The 19,336-nt window shown below is 62.8% G+C and carries 14 protein-coding genes; all 14 read right to left on the reverse strand.

The window, feature by feature from the left end; all coding sequences use genetic code 11:
• Position 1: 1 nt before the first annotated feature.
• The 14 genes from D1012_RS16120 to D1012_RS16185 all read right to left on the reverse strand — a co-directional run bounded on the left by D1012_RS16120 (position 2) and on the right by D1012_RS16185 (position 19,319).
• Positions 2 to 3,169, reverse strand: a complete 3,168-nt coding sequence (locus D1012_RS16120; RefSeq protein WP_118154554.1) for an efflux RND transporter permease subunit — start codon at positions 3,167 to 3,169, stop codon at positions 2 to 4.
• The gene (locus D1012_RS16125; RefSeq protein ID WP_118154668.1) at positions 3,162 to 4,172 is read right to left on the reverse strand and encodes an efflux RND transporter periplasmic adaptor subunit; all 1,011 of its coding nucleotides are present in this window, start codon (positions 4,170 to 4,172) and stop codon (positions 3,162 to 3,164) included. Before D1012_RS16125 ends, D1012_RS16120 begins: the two co-directional genes overlap by 8 nt.
• 121 nt (positions 4,173 to 4,293) lie before the next feature.
• A complete protein-coding gene (locus D1012_RS16130; protein WP_118154557.1) occupies positions 4,294 to 5,358 on the reverse strand; it encodes an acyltransferase family protein in 1,065 nt (354 codons plus the stop codon).
• The gene (locus D1012_RS16135) at positions 5,355 to 6,395 is read right to left on the reverse strand and encodes a glycosyltransferase family 2 protein (protein ID WP_118154560.1); all 1,041 of its coding nucleotides are present in this window, start codon (positions 6,393 to 6,395) and stop codon (positions 5,355 to 5,357) included. Before D1012_RS16135 ends, D1012_RS16130 begins: the two co-directional genes overlap by 4 nt.
• Positions 6,392 to 7,858, reverse strand: a complete 1,467-nt coding sequence (locus D1012_RS16140; protein ID WP_118154563.1) for an O-antigen ligase family protein — start codon at positions 7,856 to 7,858, stop codon at positions 6,392 to 6,394. Before D1012_RS16140 ends, D1012_RS16135 begins: the two co-directional genes overlap by 4 nt.
• Positions 7,855 to 9,954: an alpha-L-arabinofuranosidase family protein gene (locus D1012_RS16145; RefSeq protein ID WP_118154566.1), complete on the reverse strand. Its 2,100-nt coding sequence runs from the start codon at positions 9,952 to 9,954 to the stop codon at positions 7,855 to 7,857. The genes D1012_RS16140 and D1012_RS16145 overlap by 4 nt, the downstream gene beginning before the upstream one ends.
• Entirely contained in the window at positions 9,955 to 10,962 is a 1,008-nt protein-coding gene (locus D1012_RS16150) for a glycosyltransferase family 2 protein (RefSeq protein ID WP_158569376.1), read from the reverse strand.
• Between the two features lie 10 nt (positions 10,963 to 10,972).
• Complete coding sequence (locus tag D1012_RS16155; RefSeq protein WP_118154572.1) at positions 10,973 to 13,012, reverse strand: GumC family protein; 2,040 nt, start codon at positions 13,010 to 13,012, stop codon at positions 10,973 to 10,975.
• The gene (locus tag D1012_RS16160; RefSeq protein ID WP_118154671.1) at positions 13,009 to 14,211 is read right to left on the reverse strand and encodes a glycosyltransferase; all 1,203 of its coding nucleotides are present in this window, start codon (positions 14,209 to 14,211) and stop codon (positions 13,009 to 13,011) included. Before D1012_RS16160 ends, D1012_RS16155 begins: the two co-directional genes overlap by 4 nt.
• Complete coding sequence (locus D1012_RS16165) at positions 14,211 to 15,350, reverse strand: DegT/DnrJ/EryC1/StrS family aminotransferase (RefSeq protein WP_158569377.1); 1,140 nt, start codon at positions 15,348 to 15,350, stop codon at positions 14,211 to 14,213. Before D1012_RS16165 ends, D1012_RS16160 begins: the two co-directional genes overlap by 1 nt.
• 97 nt (positions 15,351 to 15,447) lie before the next feature.
• The gene (gene rfbG, locus D1012_RS16170; RefSeq protein ID WP_118154578.1) at positions 15,448 to 16,557 is read right to left on the reverse strand and encodes a CDP-glucose 4,6-dehydratase; all 1,110 of its coding nucleotides are present in this window, start codon (positions 16,555 to 16,557) and stop codon (positions 15,448 to 15,450) included.
• Positions 16,554 to 17,453: an NAD-dependent epimerase/dehydratase family protein gene (locus tag D1012_RS16175; RefSeq protein WP_118154581.1), complete on the reverse strand. Its 900-nt coding sequence runs from the start codon at positions 17,451 to 17,453 to the stop codon at positions 16,554 to 16,556. Before D1012_RS16175 ends, rfbG begins: the two co-directional genes overlap by 4 nt.
• Positions 17,450 to 18,283: a sugar phosphate nucleotidyltransferase gene (locus tag D1012_RS16180; RefSeq protein ID WP_199489531.1), complete on the reverse strand. Its 834-nt coding sequence runs from the start codon at positions 18,281 to 18,283 to the stop codon at positions 17,450 to 17,452. The genes D1012_RS16175 and D1012_RS16180 overlap by 4 nt, the downstream gene beginning before the upstream one ends.
• Complete coding sequence (locus tag D1012_RS16185) at positions 18,276 to 19,319, reverse strand: UDP-glucuronic acid decarboxylase family protein (RefSeq protein WP_118154678.1); 1,044 nt, start codon at positions 19,317 to 19,319, stop codon at positions 18,276 to 18,278. Before D1012_RS16185 ends, D1012_RS16180 begins: the two co-directional genes overlap by 8 nt.
• Between the last annotated feature and the right edge of the window lie 17 nt (positions 19,320 to 19,336).

Genomic DNA, 19,336 nt, shown 5'->3' on the forward strand with positions numbered 1-19,336 from the left:
TTCAGGTCCGGAACACGCGGTAGATGGCGGGAATGACCAGAACGGTCAGCAGGGTGGAGGTGAGCAGCCCGAACAGAAGCGAAATCGCCAGACCCTGAAAGATCGGGTCGGCAAGGATCACGGCCGCGCCGATCATCGCGGCGACGGCGGTCAGGAAGATCGGCTTGAAGCGGATCGTGCCGGCGCGGATCAGGCTGTCGATGGTGACGTCGCCTTCACCCCGGATGAAATCGACCAGCAGGATCGAGTTGCGCACGATGATGCCTGCCAGTGCGATGAACCCGATCATCGAGGTGGCCGAAAACGGCGCACCAAACAGCCAGTGGCCGAACATGATGCCAAGGAAGGTCAGCGGGATCGGGGTCAGGATCACCAGTGGCAGCCGGAAAGAGCCGAACTGCGCCACCACAAGAATGTAGATGCCCAGCAGCGCCACGCCAAAGGCCGCTCCCATGTCGCGGAAAGTCACCCATGTCACCTCCCACTCGCCATCCCACAGCACCGTGACACGGCTTTCGTCATCGGGTTGGCCATTCAGCGCAATCATCGGCGGATCGGGCAGGTCGGCCAGCAGTTTGTTGACGGCCAGCATGCCGTAAAGCGGGGCCTCAAACGCACCGGCCAGTTCGGCGGTGACCATTTCGGCGGCGCGGCCATTGTGACGGAAGATCGGGAAGGAAGCGGCCTCTTCGGTGATGGTGATCACATCGCCCAGCTCGACCACGCCGCGCGCACCGGGCAGGGTGTTGGCGGGAATCGGGGTGGTCAGGAAACGCTCATCCATCACCCGGTCCGCTGTCGGGCGTTGCAGCAGAAGCGGGATCGGCGTGCGCCCGTTGCCCCGATGGGAATAGCCGACCACCTGCGCGCCGTTCAGGGCGGCGATGGTGTCGAACACATCCTGTTCCTGCACGCCGAAGAATTCCAGATCATCGGTCGAGATGGTCGCCCGCAACCGGCGGGCCTGGGTGCCGAAACTGTTGTCGACATCGACGATGAACGGCACCGCCCGGAACGCGGCCTCGACCTCCCGGGCCATGGCGCGGCGGGTGTCGGGGTCTGGTCCGTAGATCTCGGCCAGCAGGGTGGCCATGACCGGCGGGCCGGGGGGCGGCTCCACCACCTTGATTGACGTCCCCTCGGGCAGGCTCAGGTCATTGATCCGGGTGCGGATGTCCAGCGCGATGTCATGGCTGGTGCGGTCGCGGTCGGCCTTTGGTGACAGGTTCACCGCAACTTCGCCCATCTGTGGATCGGCGCGCAGATAGGTGTGGCGCACCAGCCCGTTGAAATTGGCGGGCGAGGCGGTGGCGGCATGGGTCTGGACAGACGTGACCTCGGGCAGCGTCAGCACCAGTTCGGCGATCTCTTGCGCCACGCGGTCCGTGGCCTGGGTCGAGGCCCCTTCGGGCAGGTCAATCATCACGGACAGTTCGGATTTGTTGTCGAAGGGCAGCAGTTTGACCGTCACATCCTGCGTATAGAGCAGCGCCAGTGAGCCAAACGACAGCACGGCAGAGATCAGCAAGAACCAAAGGCTGCGGGCTTTGGTGGCAAGGATCGGCGTGGCTGTGGCCTGATAGGCGCGCTCCATCCAGCCGATATGGGTGGTGTGCGCAACCTTGGCCTTGCCCGCGATTCTGACCATCAGCCATGGCGTGATGATGACGGCCACAAAGAACGACAGGATCATCGCGGCCGAGGCGTTGGCCGGGATCGGCGACATATAAGGCCCCATCAGGCCGGAGACGAACAGCATCGGCAACAGAGCCGCCACCACGGTCAGCGTGGCCACAATGGTCGGATTGCCCACTTCGGCCACGGCGTCGATTGCCGCCTCTGCGCGGGGGCGGGAGTCGCCCATGCCCCAGTGGCGGGCGATGTTTTCAATCACCACGATGGCATCGTCGACAAGGATGCCGATGGAAAAGATCAGTGCGAACAGCGACACCCGGTTCAGCGTGTAGCCCATGATCCAGGACGCGAACAACGTCAGCAGGATGGTGACCGGGATGACGATGGCCACCACGATCCCTTCGCGCCAGCCGATTGCCACCAGCACCAGAAAAATGATCGACACGGTGGCAAGCCCAAGGTGGAACAGCAGCTCATTGGCCTTTTCATTCGCGGTCTCGCCATAGTCGCGCGTGATCGTCAGCTGTACCGTGTCGGGGATGAGGATGCCGGTTTGCGCCTCGATCCGGTGCAGGGCGGCCTCGGCCACCACCACGGCATTGGCGCCTGCGCGTTTTGCGACGGCCAAAGTCACGGCCGGGCTGCGCTCCACCCCATCGGCGCCCATGGTCAGGTGCGAGACGACCGCCTCGCCGGTGTCGGGCACATAGGCGACATCGGCCACGTCCGACACATAGACCGGGCGACCATCGCGGGTGGTCAGCAGCAGATTGGCAACCTCGGCCGGGGCGGTCAGGGTCTGGCCCGCCACCAGATCGACCTGCTCGCCCTTGTCACGCACCTTGCCGGTGATCAGGGTGCGGTTGGCCTGCGCGACCTTTGCCGCCAGCTGCTGCAAGGTGACGCCATAGAGCGCCAGACGGTCCGGGTCGGGGGCGATGCGGATGGCCTCCTGCGCCTCGCCCACCAGATAGGTGAGCCCGACATCATCGGTCTTTGCCACTTCGGCCTGAAGGGCGCGGGCAATCCGCGACAGGTCATTGGCGGCAACGGTCTGGCCCGGCTTTGACGACAGAGTGACGGCCAGAATGGCCACATCATCAATGCCGCGACCGACGATCAGCGGCTCCGGTATGCCGACGGGAATCCGGTCCAGGTTGGCTCGGATCTTGTCATGCACGCGCAGGATGGCATCTTCGGACCGCGTTCCGACCTCGAACCGGACCATGACCAAAGCGCCATCGTCGCGGGTCTGCGAATACACATGTTCGACGCCCGAGATGCCTTTGACCACCACTTCCAGCGGTTCTGTCACCAGCTTTACAGCATCTTCGGCCCGAAGTCCGGGTGCAGCGATGTGAACATCGACCATCGGCACCGAGATCTGCGGCTCTTCCTCGCGGGGCAGGGCGCCGAGTGCCAGCAACCCCGCCGCAAGGGCCGCCAGAATGAACAGCGGCGTCAGGGACGAGGCGATAAAGGCGCGCGTCAGCCAGCCCGCGATGCCAAGCGGCGTTTTGACAAACTCACTCATGATCTCCCCCGGTGGCGGTCTGAGCAGCAGTCGGAGCAACGGTCAGAATACGGTCGCCGGCAACAAGTCCGGACAGGATTTCGACCTGCGCGACCCCGTCCTGGGTAAAGTGCAGGCCCGGCACCACAGTTCGCAGTGATACGCCTGACGGGGTTTCGACGCCGACAAAATCCAGACCGCTGCGGGTGGCCAAGGCGCTGTGCGGCACGACCAGCGCGGCATGGCTGCCGACCGGCAGACGCACCAGAACGCGCGCATCCACAAAGCGGTCGGGCAAAGCTTCGACTTCGACATCGGCAGTGACGCGACCGTTTTCGATCAGCGGATAGACCTTTGCCAGACGGCCCGTACCCGCCACCGCACCGTTTTCGATCTGGATCTCATCCCCTTCGTTCAGGGAACTGGCCAGACGTTCCGGCACCGACAAGCGCAGAAAGCTGCCACCCACCGCCAGTGTGGCGATCGCCTCGCCGGGGAGGATCACCGCGCCTTTTGCCACCGGCACCGCCAGTACCCGCCCGGCAGCAGGGGCCAGCACCTGACCTTCGGTCTGGCTTTGGCGTGTCACATCCATCTGCGCCTCCAGAGCCGACACTTGTCCCGCCAGCACATCGGCCTGCGTGCGCAACGCGTCAAGCCGCTGGACCGTTGTAACACCCTGCTTCAACAGATCTTCGCCCCGCCGCACCTCGGCTTGCGCATTGGCAAGCTGGGCTGCAATCGCGATTTTCTGCGCCTCAAGCGCAGAAAGCTGGAAGCCGAGCTTTTGGTCGACGATCACTGCAAGCAACTGGCCTTCGGCGACCATATCGCCTTCGGTCACTTGCAACTCTGTCAGCGTGCCACCGATCCGCGCCCGTGCGGGTACGCGGTTGCGGGTCTCGATGCGGCCATAGACTGCTTTCCAGTCTGTGACCTGCACCGGGGTCAGGGCTATTCTCTCTGCAGAACCCGCAATGGGAAGTGAGGCGAGAATCAGAGCGAGGATCAGGCGGTGTGTCATGGCCGTGCTTTCTTTGCGTCGGCCCATACATATAATAAAATATGAATATGTCAATATGACAGAGCGTGCGTCCGGCACTGACAGTCCGTCCACCTGTGCGGCGCTTTGGCGCTACCCGGTGTCAGCGCAGTGCGACCGATGGAGCTGATGACGGCGGGCGGGGTCGTGATGGTGACTTTGCCAGCCCCAGCACTCCGGCCAGCCCCAGACGACGGAAGATCAGCAGCATGACCACCGGCCCCAACACGCCCGCGATCAACCCAACCACCCCGTAAACCCACAGCGTTTCCAACCCCATCCGATCAAGGGCGATGCGCGTGATCCCGGCGGCCATGTGGTGCATGACATAGACCTCGAGGCTGATCAGACCGATGTAAACGGCAGGGGCCATAAGGATACGCGGGGCGCGGCTTTCGCCCATACGAAAGATCGCGAGAAACATCGTTGTCATGCTGAGCCCGGCGATGGCGCCAAAGGGCGTGTCAATGCTCCAGCCATGGCCGATGATCGCATACCAGCACAGCAGCGACACGATTGCGGTTATGCCAAGGACGGGCAGAGTCAGACCATGGGTCCGGGTGCTCAGCCAGTTGCCCCAGCAAAAGTAAAAGAAATACAGCAGGAACATCGACACCTGAAACGCCTCGATCGGGCCGAACCGGGCGCGCAACACGTAGCCTATGCCAAGGCCAAGGACAGAGGCGGCCAGCAACTGACCGCTGCCCAGACCGATACGCTCGCGCAGCAGGGCGGCTGCGATCTGGCACATCGCAAAGACATAGAGGAACCAGAAGATGCTGTAGGGCCAGATGACCATGCCCAGAACCGTGCGCAGAAACTGACTGGTGCCCAGCGGCTGATTCACCACCCTTGCCATGGCAAGGGTCAGCCCCGCCGCGATCACGGTCCACACGACATAGGGATGGATCAGGCGGCGCAGCCGGGCGCGCCAGTTCGCCAGATAGGGCGATGTGGTGGTCGAATAGGCGAAGGTGAAACCGCCGAGCACGAACAGCATCGGCCCGTGAAAGGCATAAAGCGCCATATCCCACAAAAGATACTCGGGCGAATCTATCCGGCCAGCGGCCCACAGGCCGCGCGCCACATGCCCCGCGACCATCAGGACAATCGTGACCCCGCGCAGCGCGTCCAGCCAGGCCAGCCGGGTTTGCACCGGGGCGCTCATCTTGCGCCCTCGGTCAGTCGGTCGTCGCGCAGCGCGCAATCCGACACGCTTTGCCGCCGGTTTGGTCGTCGGCGCATCCCTTTCAGCCGGACCGCCGGGAACCAGCTGTCGGCGAACAAGGCCTGAATGGCCGTGTCATGCCGCCGCAGCGGGGCAAGCGCGCGGCGTCGCGCCAGCGTGGCAGGCAGATGGGTCAGGTTCCACAGCAGCGCCCGCCATTTTGGCCCACGTGGCGCGCGCAACGCGGCATCGGCCACGCCATAGGCGACCGCCACCGGAAGCGCCCATGCCAGATGGCGCGCGCGTGCGTTTGCGATCAGCGAGGCGAGGCGGTTCTTGCTGCCGTGAAAGACCAGCGGACCAGCTGCGCGCCCGATGGTATCGCCGACGTTGTGAAAACTGCGCGCTGTCGGGATGACTCTCTGCGGCCCAAACGCCACCGACAACCGCCAGCCAAAATCGCTGTCTTCAAACCCGTAGAAGAAATCCGCTCCAAAGCCACCGATGGCGCGCGCCGCCTGCGCCCGGACCAGCAGGGCGGAACAGTTGATCCAGAGCCGTGTCGCGGGTGCAGTCAGGCTGGTGACCGGCTCACCCTCGCACGCGTCCCACGCAAGGCCGATGCGGCTGAGGTTTCCGCCATAGGCGTTCACAAAGTCGCGGTCGTTTTCGTAGATGACGACCCCGCCCACGGCGGGAACTGTCGGGCTGCGGATCAGCTCTGCGAGGGTCAGGCCCAGCCAGTCGGGCGCAAGTGCCACGTCGGAGTCGACAAAAGCGAAATATTCGCCCCGAGCGGTCTTCATCCCGGCATTGCGCGCACCTGCTGGCCCGCTTGGGGCAATCGGAAGGTGGATCAGCGGCTGGCGATCGGTCTGCGCCCGTGCCGCCAACAGAGCGGCGGTGCCGTCGGTCGAGCCGTTGTCTACGACGATCACCTCGAAATCCGGCATGGTCTGGCAGGCCAGCGCATCCAGAACGCGCGGCAGGTCACCGACACGATTGTACGTCGGAATAATCACCGAAACACGGATCATGGTACTCTCCTTTCGTCACGCACGAAGGCAGCCAGGGCCAAGAGAAGGGTGAGGATCATCAGCTGGTGATCCCACCACAGCGAAAAATCCGTCAATTGAACGGCACACAGGCCAAGAAATCCCCAGAATACACCGATGAAAAACCTGTTCACAGGCCGCTCACCGCGTCCGGCTTGCAAAAACAACCGGGCCGCTGATGCCAGAAACAACACAAAGGCCGTCAGACCCAGAATTCCAAGTTCCGCCAATATCCACAGATAGACATTATGGACCGGCGCAATCGCCCGCACATTTGCCACCTTTCGGGCGGGCTGGATGTCGGCGTTGACGCGAGCGTAATCGGGGTGAAAGGCAGGCAGGTTCGGCACAAACCCGGCGGGGCCGACGCCCAGCACCGGATCCAGCCGCCAGATCCCTATGGCCGCGGCGTTGTAATCGGCGCGGAATTCGACCGATCCTTTCAGATCGCCGGTCAGACGGTCGATGATCTTTCCGGCCAGCGGGGCGACAGCCAGCAGGCCAAGCATGGCGCAGACCACGGCAGCACCGATGACACGGGGTGCCGGCAGAATCCGGCGGGCAAGAAACATGCCCGCAAGGCAGGCAAGGCCGACCAAAAAGGCCGCCACCGGCGCGCGCGACTGCGACAGAACGATTGCCAGCGCCCCGGCCCCGCCAAGGCCCAGCGACAGACGATGCACCAGCAGGCTGCGCCCGCTGGCCCCGATGGCGATAAAGCCAAGGGCGGGCATCAGCAGGAAAGGGGCATACATGTTCGGATGCCCGGTGGTGCCCGTGGCCCGGCGCGCCAGCTCGCCGGTCTGCTCGGCAAGAGAGCCGATCCCGCTGCCGCCCGCGCCCAGTGCGACTTGCACCGCGCCAAGCGCGAACTGGAGCGCCACCATCAGGCCCAGGCCAGCCAGCAGCACCCGGGCCAGATCCCTGTCGAGAACGGCACGCAAAACCAGAAAATAGATCAGATACTTGCCGATCCGCAGCGTCTCGAACACGGCGGGTGGCAGAGGATCGGTTTGCAAGGAAGACAGCGCCATGACAGTGATTAGCAGCAGCAGCGGGATCTCGATGCTCAGCTGACGCGGCGGGCTGAGCAAGGTGCGTGCTCTAACGCCGCGCCGGGCCAGAGCCGCCAGCATGATCACAAGCATCATCGCATCTGACATGGTCCAGAACAGGCCGAAGGAGCCGTAATCGCCCAGCAGGGTGTCAAAGCTGTAGAACTGCCGGTTGTAGGACAGCGCAATGCAGAGGGTGAAAAGCAGCGTCGCAAGCAGGTTGCGCACAAGCATCGCTGTGATCGCAAGGCAAAAGACCAGACCCACCGCCGCGATGGCACGGCTGCCAGATTGCACTGCGACGGCTGACAAGGCTGCCGTGCCAAAGGCCACGACCGAGAGCAGGGTCAGCGGCGCGATCAGGCGCAGGGGTTGGGCGCTCCACGTCATGGGGACACCAATGTGACAGCCATGATCCCGGCAGGGGGAAGCTGCAGGGTCAGCGTGCCGTCGGCCCACCCGGCGGTGCCGGTCTCCAGTGTTATGCTGTCGGCGCTCGCGCGGGCGAACCAATCCCCGTTGCCGAACTGGCCCGGTGCGGCAAACGGAACGCCGGGCACGTCGATATGAATGGTGTCACGGTGGGCGACGGCGCTCGGACCGGACATGCTGTGCGCGGTAACCTTGTAGTCCGCCGCGCCACCGGAAAGGGTGAAGCGGGCCTCGCGCGGTTGCTCAAGGTCAGCATTGCTGGCGATGAGGGTGATCTTTCCGGCCGCGTCCCGAAACGCCACGGCATCGACCAGCGGTGCCGCCTCGACCGCAGGCTGAAAGCCGAGGTGCGAGGAGGCAAAGGTCGGCCCTTCCCGACGGTCCAGCGGCAGCAGCGTGGCGCCCGGTGCGTCGCGGTACAGCCCAAGCGCCATAAGGGCGGGCGTTTCCCGCCAGCCGCCGCCCTTGACCGGGCCGATCCACCCCATGTTCAGCCAGTCCGACAGTTTGAAGAACTGGGCCGAATCCACCCGCGCATCGCGCATGAACACATTCAGGGTGCGGGCAACGAACAGCGCCGAACCCATGGTTTTTACATGATCGAAATACGGGTTCTTTGGATCATAGGAATAGGATGGCCCCCATTCAGTGACCGCGATAGCAATCTTGCCGCGTTTGGCGGGTGATACGCTGGCATCTATCAGCGCCGCGGTATCGGACAGGTTCTGCGCAATCGTCACCGGCGAGGCCAGCATGGCCCGGTACACCTCTGCCCACCTGCGGGAAGACGATTCTACCACCAGCGGGGCATAGGCATTGTGCACCGCAAACACATCTATCACATCGCCGGCCTGTTCCAGCACGATCCGGTTCCAGTCGTCATGGGCGTTAAAGCGATAGGGGCCATAGTTCACCAACCCGATCCCGGCGATCCGTGCGTCAGGCAGTTCGGCGCGGATCGCCGCCTCAAAGGCGCGCAGCTTTTCGGCATAAACCTCGGGCGTCATGGATCCGCCCGACATGTCGTTTTCCATGTAAAGCTCATTGCCGATCTCCCACACCGGGGCGATGGCGAGGCCATGGGTGTCGCGGATATGCGCGGCCCAGGCGGCAGCCTGTTCCGGGGTGCCATGGCCTGCGTTGACCGTGATCATCAGCTGCGCGCCGATCCGGGTGGCAAAATCCACGATTTCCGGCGTGCCGATCGAATGGTGCGAGGTTTCGTCCTGATCGGGAATGTGGCGCGTGGTGGGCCGGGCGGATTGCGGGCCGATGCCGTCGCGCCAGTCATAGGTGTCGGACCAGACCCCACCCGGAAACCGGATCATCCGGATGCCTGCTTGCGCGGACATGGCGATGATGTCAGCGTCCAGCTGGCCCTGCGCCTTGTTCCATAACCCGTTGCCGTCGCGGATCCATTCCACGTTGGTTCCAAGAATGTCCGCCGGGATCGTGCGGCCCTTGCCGTCGGCTTGCAGGGTGAAGAAGGTAAGGGCCTCGTCTGGCGTGGTCGGTTGGGTTGCTGCCATCCCACCTACGGCCACATCATCTATCGTCGCGGTTCCTTTCGTGCCTTCGGCGGAGACAAAGACGATCAGCGTCTTCACAGACTCGCTCAGCGGTTCGGCATCGGTCGTGGTCTGGTTTTGTTCGTCCCCCGGCGCGGCGCGCAGCACCACAAAGCGTTCGACCTGCCCCGCCGTGTCCAGTGCCGCCACCCCGACCACGGCCACCGCCCCATCAGCGCCCGATAGCCGGGCCGACAGGGTTAGCCGCTGACCGCGCAGCGATGTGGCGTCGATGGCCTGCCCCAGACCCAAGGGGGTATCGCTGGGGGTGTTGAGCTCGTTTGGCCGCAGGACCAATTCGCCTTTGACCACGGCAACTGTGCCCTTGGTTGCGGCCACGTCGGACAAGGACCAGCCAACCGGGCGATCATTTTCAACCGTTTCGAAATCGCCGTTTGCAAAAGTACCGGCCTGTCCTTCGTCGGCACAGCCGGGAAGGACAAGGACGGCAAGGATCACAATCAGACGCAGGAACCTTGCCAGCATTTACAACACCAGACGACGATAGCGCAGGCTGCCAGCGATCAACGTTGCCGCCAGCACCACCATTCGTGAAAAATGCAGGCCGATATCGCGCAAGGCCGCAAAAATCCGCCGGGGATCGGGGCTGCGGGCCTTGAGCACTGCGAGCAGTGACATGCCGACGACGACAGCACTTAGAAACAGCCACGGATCAATCAGAACCAGAACCAGCGACAGGATCAATGCGCCGTAAACCCGCAATGTTCCCGGATAGAAGATGATGTTCCAGCGCAGCAGGCGGGGCGCGATTTCCGGGTGCAGCCGGATCAGCAACGGCAGCAGGATCAGCCGTGTGGGTTCAAGCATCCATTGCAGGGGCGACAGATCTTCAACCTCGTGCAGGATCAGCGCCTTTGGAGCGAACACGTTTTTCCAGCCCGCTTTTCGGATACGCCACGCCAGATCCGTGTCACCGCATTCCGTGGCCCTGCCCAGAAAGTCGCGCACGCCAAGGCGTTCGTCAAAACCGCCCATCTGAAGAAACAGGTCGCGGCGATAGGCGACGTTGGCGGTGGGATAGGTCGGATGTTCGATCAGCGTTTCCGCCGTCAGCTTTGAAAAGAACGTCTTTGGCTGTTCCGGTTTGTAGGTCACTGGCCCGGAAACGAACCCCACCGCAGGGTCAGCCATCGGGGCGGTCAGCGCCTGCAACCAGCCGGGTGTTGCGCGGCAATCGCTGTCGGTAAACGCGATGATTGCGCCCTTGGCATTGGCCACGCCCAGATTGCGCTTGGACACCGGGCCGCGATCTTCTTCGACCTTCAGATATCTGATGGCAAACGGGGCCCGGCTTGCCGCCGCCAGCACGGTTTCCTGCACCGGCTCTGCACTGTCGCCGTCAACGACGATCAGCTCCATTTGCCCCGGCGGAAACTGTTGGGCGATCAGGCTGTCCAGCAGATCGTTCAGCATCCCGATCCGGTTGCGCACGGGCACAACGATGGTCACATCGGGCTTGGTCTCGGTATCCATCTTCGTCTCCTCAGACGGTGACTGCCGGTCCGTAGACCGCATATGTGCGTGCGTCGGCCAGGATCATTCCGACCGAGCGGGCGTTGTTCAGTTTGATCCAGCGCGCGGCGGCTTCGACATTGGCCAGATCTTCGGAACCGGCCGCGATGTCGAACACGACCGCATCCACCGTCCACGCGATTTTCATTGAATGGACACTGGAGAACAAAGGCGGCGTGGCGATCACCCGGAAGGCGCCGCTGTCGTCGTCTGACAGCGTTGCCAGTTCCTTCATCAGATCATCCGGGGTCATATTGCGGACACTGACAGATGCGGTGGGGTCAAGGGCGGCTTTGCCATTGTCCCACCGGCCCGCGTTGATGATCTGAACCTCTGCCAGGCCCATGGATCGCAGCCCTTTGGCAAGGTCGCAGGTCCGCAGCGCGGGACTGTGGCTTTCCTTCGAGACGGCCATATAGGCGATAGAGCGATAACCACGGCGGACACAGACCGATCCAATGCTGGCCGCGGTCAGGGCCATATCTTCGCGCACCGGTCTGCGCCAGCGTCGCCGGGTGGTGCCCAGCAGCGACACACCGTTGATTTCCTTGATATCCTGAGGACGCCACACTCTGGAATCCAATGCCTCGCGCAACACCACCCACGAGGCGGCGAGCAACAGAGCAAACACCCCGCCGACACCAAGCACCACCGCGTTGCGGGTTCCTGTCGCAAGATGGGGTTCGGTGGGTTCCTGTATGATCACCACGTTGCTGATCCGCTCGCTGTGCAGATCCTCGGCGCGACGTGCTTCGGACAGGCGGCGGGCCGTGTCCTCATAGGTTTCAGCGGCAAGATCAAGCTCGACCCGGAGCGCATTCCATTCGGCCTCGTTCTCCGAAAGCGCGGCAAGCCGGGCGTCGGTTTCGGCCAGTCCGGCTTTGGCGTCTGCCAGATCTTCGGTGATGCGGGCCTCATGGTCGCGGATCGACAGCAGGGTGGATTGCGTCAGCGAGGCAAAGGACTGATCCAGTGCCGCCAATGCTGCCCCGTCAAGACTGGGTTGGGACTGAAGCCGCAACCGTTCGTCGCGCAGGGCGATGGAACGCTCATCCAGCAGCCGCAGGATTGGATTGTCGGGCAGATCGGCCAGCACCAGTGCCGCGCCTGCATCGCCCCGCGCTTCCAATGCGGTCATCCGGGTGCGGATGCGGGCGAGCGACTGTTCGATGTCATGAATCTGGCTCAACGCCTGTTCACGCGCGCCGATCAACAGTCCGCGCTGAACCGTGACATCTTCGATCCCGCTGCCGGTGCGCAAAGACACGATGCGGGATTCGAGATCATTGACCCGTGCGCGCGCGAGTTCGGCCTGCCGTTCGAAATACGCAGTATCGCCGCCCTGAAAGGCATTCAGACGAAAGGTCATGAAGGCATCAATGTAGTATTGCAGCAACGCTTTGGGCACGTCGCGGTCGGGCCACGTCACGCTGACCACAACCACATTGGACCCACGGCTGTTTTCAACACCCAGCGACATGCGGATCTGGCGGATCAGGGCCTCACGCGGGGTCAGTCTGACTTTGACACCCAGAGCATAGGCCACCTCGTCGACCGAGCTGCGCAAGCTCTCAGACGCTGATCTATAGGCGGCTTTAAGATGATCGACCACTGTCACCGGCGGCGGCCGGGGTGTTTCCATCGCTTCCAGCAAGCGGGCCGTATCAATCACCTGATTGGCCAGATCAGAGTTCAGGAACAAATCAATCTCGGACGTGACATCACTGGTGGCCGGGGTCAGCAGTGTGGTGCCCTCCTGGGTCACCAGCGTTCGTGGTGCCGTCTGTTCCTGACTCAGCCGCACAAAAAGCCGCGCCTCGCTGACAAAGGCCGGATCACGGAAGATCATGATATACAGCAATGTCGCAAGGATGGTGGCACTGGTGACCGCCAGAAACTCCCACTTCCATTTGCGGACCCAGAACATGACGTCGTGCAGGGTCAGTGACTGAAGCTGGGCGATGCGATGTTCCAGAGGTGTTGTGATGGGTTCGTTCGGGGAATAATTCATTGCTCGGCCCTGACACTCTCCGCTGCGGTTTCGCGTTGTGGCGACCGGATCTGGGCCTTTTGGGCGACGATCCGGTCGATCTCGTCATCAAAGACGGCGATGAAGTTTTCCCATGTGAACAGGCTCACCCGGTCCTGCCCACGCAGACCCATCGCGCGGGCAAGGTCGGGATTTTGGTCCAGACGCAGCATGGCCTCGGCAAAGGGCTGCGGTTGGGGCTCCACCAGAAATCCGGTCTGACCATGGATGACAGACTCGCGGGGGCCGCCGCGGTCGATGGCGATTGTCGGTTTGCCGACCGCCATACCTTCGAGCGGGGTTAGCCCCTGATCTTCGTTGAAGGCCGCGAGCAGGACCGCGCGGCACCCGCCGTACAGCGCCTGCATCCGGGCATCGCTGACCTCGGTTTCAAAGCGGATGCCATCCAGATCCGCAGCCTGCGCCTGCAAGGATTCATAATACGGGCCACTTTTGCGGTCGACCATGCCGGCGATCACCAGCCCCAAGGTTCCCCCCTGCGCGCGGTAATCACGATAGGCATCAATCGCCAGTTCGATATTCTTGGTCCACATGATGCGGCCGGGCAGAAAGAAGTAATCACCGACCTGTCCTGCGGGGCGGATCGCTGCAGCGGCGATGCCCGGATAGGCCACGATCATCTCGCCCTTGGCGCGCAGACCGCCATCAACAGCGCGGGCGCGCGTGGTGCGGCTGTTGCAGATCACGCTGTCAAATTTGCGCCATGCGGCCCGGTCAAGCAGCCGGAACAGTTTTTCGGCCACAAGCTTGGCCGTCCGTGGCCCGTTGCGCGCCAACAGGCGGTCGCGATAATCCATGTCATACACGGCGCGCAGCGGCGTGAAGCACAGGTTCATCAGCGGTAAATTGCGGTTGCGGAACGTCAGCAGAGGGCCCAGCCCGTCGCAACAGATCACGAGCGCGTCGTAGCCAGCGCGGTCGAACCGGAGGTTTGCCATGGTCAGCGCCGCCTTGGCGGCCTGCAGATAGGTGCGTTTGACCGATACCTGCCCGCGCTGGACGATGTTGCACCCGGCCAGCTCTTCGAACGTGGCGTCGCGGTCATAATGCGACGTCACGATGATCACGTCGTGACGGGACCGGCGGTAGATTTCAAGGATCGTGCGCTCGACCCCGCTTTTCAGGTAAATCCATGGATAATACAGGGCGATCCGCGCCATCATGCGACCCCGCTCTGGTCGCGCGCCCCATGCCGGAGGGCAGGGTCGGCGAGGACTTGCCGCAGCCGGCGCGCGATCTGGCTGGCGTGTTCGGGGGGCATGGTGTTGTAGGTCGGCAGGCTGAAGCCATCCCGCGCCAGACGATCGGTTACAGGCAGGTCGGCGCGGGGCTGGCCCTTGGGTGGGCGATGAAACGCCATCCGGTGGATCGCCGGAAAGAATGGCCGCGCCTCGACTCCCAACCGGGCCAATCCTGCGATGATGGCGTCGCGCGGCGGGGCACCAGCGGCTTCGTCGCAGAGCACAGTGTACATCCATGTTTCACGTCGTTGGCCAGCCAGAACCGGCTGCACCTGCAATCCGGGTGTGCCTGCAAGCTCTGCGCCATAGGCGGCGGCCACGGCGTCACGGCTGTCGCGGATGTCTGCAACATGATCGAGCTGCGCGCACAGGATCGAACAATGCAGATTCGACAGCCGGTAGTTATACCCCACCTCATGCAGCAGGTGGCGCGTGTGGTAATCCATTCCGTGGCTGCGCAACCGGCGGGCGCGTTCGAACAGGGCATCGTCATTGATGGCAATCGCCCCGCCTTCGCCACAGGTGATCGTTTTGTTCAGATGAAACGAATAGGTGCAAAGCCTTCCGAATGATCCGCTTCCGGCCCCGTTCAGTGTGGACAGTGCGGCATGGGCCCCGTCGTAGATCACCCATAGCCCTTTCGCTTTGGCGAGGGCTTCCAGCGCCTCTGTATCTGCAAGGTTGCCATACAGGTGAACCGGCAGGATGCCTTTGGTGTTCGGGGTGATCCGTGCCGCGACATCGTTCGGGTCAAGGCACCAGGTCAATGGTGATACATCTGCAAATACAGGTGTTGCCCCGGTGTGGCGGATAGCATTGGCCGTGGCCACATAGGTCATGGACGGGACGATAACCTCGTCCCCCGGTCCCGCGCCCATCAACAGCAAGGCAAGGTGCAGCGCCGTGGTTCCGTTAGACGTCGCCAAAATATGGCGCGCGCCCACAAGGTCTGCAAAACGGGCCTCGAACATATCGCGATACGGCCCGGCGGGACCGACCATGCCACTTTGCATGCATTTATAGGCATTCAGCCGCTCTTTACGCCCGATATCGGCCACGCAAAGCGGATACTCCACATATACGGGTGCACTTGGGCCGGGCACCGGATCTGTGACGCAAGGTATCACAACGGTGTGTTTTCTCGCACCGCGCCAGTCATCTAAACGCATCGACGCTCCCCCCCTCCCGGTATGCCTTGATCTGGTCACGTGTCAGTGCAGCGATGTCGGCATCGCCAGACAAATGGGCGCGGTGCCAGTCTGCGATCCGCACGATGGCTTGTTCCCATGACCACGCCGGGGCCCAGCCAAGACTGCGCCGCGCGAGGGAGGAATCGACCATCAGTTTGGTGGCCTCAGCCCCGGATGTGTCCGGCTCGATCCGCAGGTCTGCGGCAAAGGGCTGCATTTCGGCCAGGAAGCGCCGCACCACGGTTTCGACATCCTGTTCCGCCTCGGCGCCGGGACCAAAGTTCAGCGCGGGCGGCATCGCTTCCGGCGATGACAAAAGCCGGTCAGCAAACAACAGATATCCGCCCAACGGTTCCAGAACATGCTGCCAGGGCCGGGTGGCGCGTGGATTGCGGATCACAATCGGCGTGCCTTCGGTGATCGCGCGCACCGCATCAGGGATCAGCCGGTCGGCGGCCCAGTCGCCGCCACCGATGACATTGCCCGCGCGGGCGGTGGCCACGACGCAGGGGTTGGCTGACCCGGCGCCGCGATGAAAACCGGCGGAACGATAGGTCGCCGTGACAATTTCTGCCGCCGCCTTGCTGGCACCATAGGGTTCGTGACCGCCAAGGCGATCGTCTTCGGTAAAGGCGCGACCGGCATTGTCGTTCAGGTAAACCTTGTCACTGGTGATCACCAGACAGGCGCGCACAGAGGGTGTCTGCCGCACCGCTTCGAGCACGGCGGCGGTGCCAATCACGTTGACCGAAAAGCTCTCCAGCGGATCACGCACCGCCCGCCGGACAATCGGTTGGGCGGCAAGGTGAAACACCAGATCCGGCGCAAACTCCTGCATGGCGGCAAGGACAGCGGGCACATCGGTGATGTCGCCGCGCAGATCCCGCTCGACGGCACCGGCACCGAAAAGCTCAAACGCAGAGGGGGTGGTGGGAACAGACAGGCTGAAGCCAGCCACATGCGCGCCCATTTCGGACAGCCATAATGATAACCACGCACCCTTGAACCCGGTATGCCCGGTGACCATGACGCGCAAGCCGTTGTAGGTGTTAGCGATTAACGGTGTCTTCGTCATGCTGCCGACCTTTCAAGAAGATCCCCAAGCCCTTGTTCAAGCGTGATTTCCGGCTGCCAGCCAAGCGCTTGCCGGGCAAAGGCTGCGCTGGCCAGACGCACCGAAGCAGCCTGCCCGCTGTTGGAAAGGTCGGGGTGCAGATCGTCACGCCCGGCTTGCGCCAACAGCAGTTGGACCAGATCCAGATTTGTGATGCCGTGCTCGTCACAGATGTTGACGGCCCGTCCGTCAAGCGCGAGCCCGCGCTCGCTTCCCAGCGCGATCAGCCCTCTGACGCAATCTTCGACATGCAGATGGCTGCGCAAGGAATTCGGCGCGCGCAGGACCGGAGCACGGTTGGTGCGGATCGCCTCAAGGGTGTCGGGGATCAGCCGCCCGACCTTGCGATCAGCCGGGCCGTAGACATTCCCGATCCTCGCGATCCGCGTGGCCAACCCAAGAGCGGCAAAAGCCCGCGCGCCGCATTCGCCCGCGATCTTTGACAGCTCATAGGGGCCCTCGCCGAGCAGCCGGTCTGTCTCTGACGCGGGGGCGCCCCGGTTTTCGCCATAGACAGCGATGGAGGATGCCAAGACAACTGCCGGTCGCCGGCCGGACTGGAGAACAGCGTCCATCAATTGCCAGACGGCGCGGCCATTCACCTCCAGCGCGTGCGCGGGGTCTTTGCGCGCCGCCGCCTCTTCCGAAACGCCCGCAAGATGAAACACCACGTTTGGATTTGTATCGGCGATCAGAGCGGTCAGGTCTGAGTCCTGCGCCACCACCCGGATCACCCCCGGCCATGGGCCGGAGGTTCGCCGCGAGATGGCCGTGACCGATACACCACGACGCACCAGCGCAGCGATCAGCCTGCTGCCGATGAACCCTGTGGCCCCGGTGACAATCGCAGTCTTCATGAAGCGACGCTTTGCTGGGCAACGGCGGGCAGCCAGGGTGTTACGCCCGCGGCATAGCCATCGTTCAGTTCGCGGTAATCCTTGAACGTATCCATGCAGCGCCAGTACCCCCGGTGGGTATAGACCTTGAGCTGGCCATCCGCCGAAAGCCGCTCCAGCGGCTCACGCTCCAGAATGCAGTTCACCTCGGGTTTCACGTAATTCAGAAACCTGCGCTCAAAGATGAAGAATCCGCCGTTGACCATGTCCGGCGACCGCGGCTTTTCTGCAAAGGCGCGCACTCTGTCGCCTTCGACCGCCATGACACCGAACTGCGATGACGGCTGCACGCCTGTCACCGTGCCGACACGACCATGGGCTTCGTGAAAATCCAGTGCGGCATGCAGGTCGATGTCTGACAAGCCGTCGCCATAGGTCAGCATGAAGCGGTCGCCCGTCACATAGGGTGCAATACGTGCGACACGGCCGCCGGTCTGGGTGGTTTCGCCGGTTTCCGCGAAGGTGATGCGCCAGTCTTTGTAGGCCGAGGTTTCCGAGCCGATGAATTTGCGTTCGCCCTGACGGAAATCCAGCACCATATCGCGGCTGCGCACCTCGTAATCCAGAAAGGATTCCTTGATCAGAATACCCTTGTAGCCAAGGCAGAGAATGAAATTCGTAAAGCCCTGCCGGGAATAGATTTCCATGATGTGCAGCAGGATCGGCTTGCCGCCGATATCGACCAGCGGTTTGGGAATGCGATCGGTCATTTCGCGCATCCGTGTCCCTTCGCCGCCGCACAAAATGACCACGGGGATGTCGGAACGCTCCTTTGAAACGGGCTTAGCCATGATGAGCTCCTGCGTTGAAAGTGGTTTTGGACGTGTCTTGATAAGCAAACATTTCGGGTGGGGCTGAGAGCAGCCCGTCAAAATAGTCGATGGTGCGCTGAAGCCCCTCGGCGAGCTCGATGGTGGGTGCCCAGTCGAGAGTACGGCCTGCCAGGGTGATATCGGGCCGCCGCTGTACCGGGTCGTCCTCTGGCAGCGGCATGCGGATGATCTGCGACCGCGAGCCTGTCATTTCCAGAACCAGCGTTGCCAGCTGGTTCATGGTGAACTCGTTCGGATTGCCGACATTGATCGGGCCGGTCAAGTCGGCGGGGGTGTTCATCAGCCGGATCATGCCGCGGATCAGATCATCGACGTAGCAGAACGACCGCGTTTGGCTGCCATCGCCAAAGATGGTGATGGGCTGCCCGGTCAGTGCCTGAACGATGAAGTTTGACACCACGCGCCCGTCGTTGGGGTGCATGCGCGGCCCGTAGGTGTTGAAGATGCGGATCACCTTTATTTCGACGTTGTGTCGCCGGTGATAGTCAAAGAACAACGTTTCGGCGCAGCGTTTGCCTTCGTCATAGCAGGACCGGGGGCCGATCGGGTTGACGTTGCCCCAATAGCTTTCAGTCTGCGGATGAACGACAGGATCGCCGTATACTTCGGAGGTCGAGGCTTGCAGCACCTTTGCCTTCAGCCGTTTTGCCAGACCCAGCATGTTGATTGACCCCAACACGCAGGTCTTTGTCGTCTGTACCGGATCGGCGCGGTAGTGCATGGGCGAGGCGGAACAGGCCAGATTGTAGATCTCGTCCACCTCGACATAAAGCGGGTTGATGACATCGTGGCGCAGCGTGTCAAAATGCGGATGGTCCATCAGATGGGCGATGTTGCTGCGCCGCCCGGTAATGTAGCTGTCCACGCAGAGCACCTCGTGGCCTTCGCTCAAAAGCTGTTCGCACAGGTGACTTCCCAGAAAGCCCGCCCCGCCGGTGACCAGAATGCGTTTGGGAGAGGCTCCGTTCACCCAGCGTGTGTCAGGTCGTGACATCGCACGAATATCGCCGC

The organism is Pseudotabrizicola alkalilacus, from assembly GCF_003443995.1.
Taxonomy (GTDB): Bacteria; Pseudomonadota; Alphaproteobacteria; order Rhodobacterales; family Rhodobacteraceae; genus Pseudotabrizicola; species Pseudotabrizicola alkalilacus.